Origin of the sequence: Thiolapillus sp. (genome assembly GCF_048562965.1) — a bacterium.
Taxonomy (GTDB): Bacteria; Pseudomonadota; Gammaproteobacteria; order Chromatiales; family Chromatiaceae; genus Thiolapillus; species Thiolapillus brandeum_A.
The window spans coordinates 1-626 of sequence record NZ_JBHNMF010001437.1 but is presented as its reverse complement, the minus strand read 5'-3'; the positions used below and the strand labels follow the sequence as shown (position 1 = coordinate 626).

At 61.2% G+C, this 626-nt stretch carries 2 protein-coding genes; both read left to right on the top strand.

The window, feature by feature from the left end:
• Positions 1-85: 85 nt before the first annotated feature.
• Positions 86-400, top strand: a complete 315-nt coding sequence (gene tnpA, locus ACOCD2_RS24800; RefSeq protein ID WP_294042953.1) for an IS66 family insertion sequence element accessory protein TnpA — start codon at positions 86-88, stop codon at positions 398-400.
• On the top strand, positions 400-626 hold a 227-nt coding region (gene tnpB / locus ACOCD2_RS24795; RefSeq protein WP_419626341.1), incomplete at its 3' end, for an IS66 family insertion sequence element accessory protein TnpB. The genes tnpA and tnpB, both read left to right, overlap by 1 nt.

Here is a 626-nt window from a genome sequence, read left to right as displayed (position 1 = left end):
GTAAGCGCCCCAGAATCGACACCTTTTTTCAGAACACCATCAGCCACAGACTTTCTCCTGTCCCACCACAACGCAGGAGAATGCCATGGCCCCGACCGACAGTACTGACCGCATCACCTTCTGGCAGGATCACGTCACCGCCTGGCAGGTATCGGACCTGACCCAGAAGGCCTACTGCGAGCAACAGGAACTGCGGTATAGTACTTTCGGCTACTGGGTCCGCAAGCTGCGCCGGGTGGCCGAGCCCACTGCCCGGGAGAGGCCGTCGGGCTTTGTGCCGGTGATCCCAGGCGCAGTGCAGCCTACCGGCCTGACCTTGAGCCTGCCCAACGGCCTGGAGATCCGGGGGATCGAGGTGCAGAACCTGCCCGTGGTAAAACAACTGCTGGCGGTGCTGTGATGGCGTACCGGCTGCGCCCTCATCCACGGATGCCGCGGATCTACCTGTATCGTGATCCGGTCGATTTCCGCAAGAGCTTCCGGGGCCTGGCTGCCATCGTCGAACAGGAGCTGGGCCACAACCCTTTCGAAGGGGCGCTGTATGCCTTCACCAACCGGCGGCGGGACAAGATCAAGCTCTTGTATTGGGAAGAAAACGGGTTCGTGCTCTATTACAAGAGCCTGGC

Coding starts and splice junctions, on each gene's coding strand:
- tnpA (WP_294042953.1), top strand. CDS start 86: ATGGCCCCGACCGACAGTACTGACCGCATCACCTTCTGGCAGGATCAC.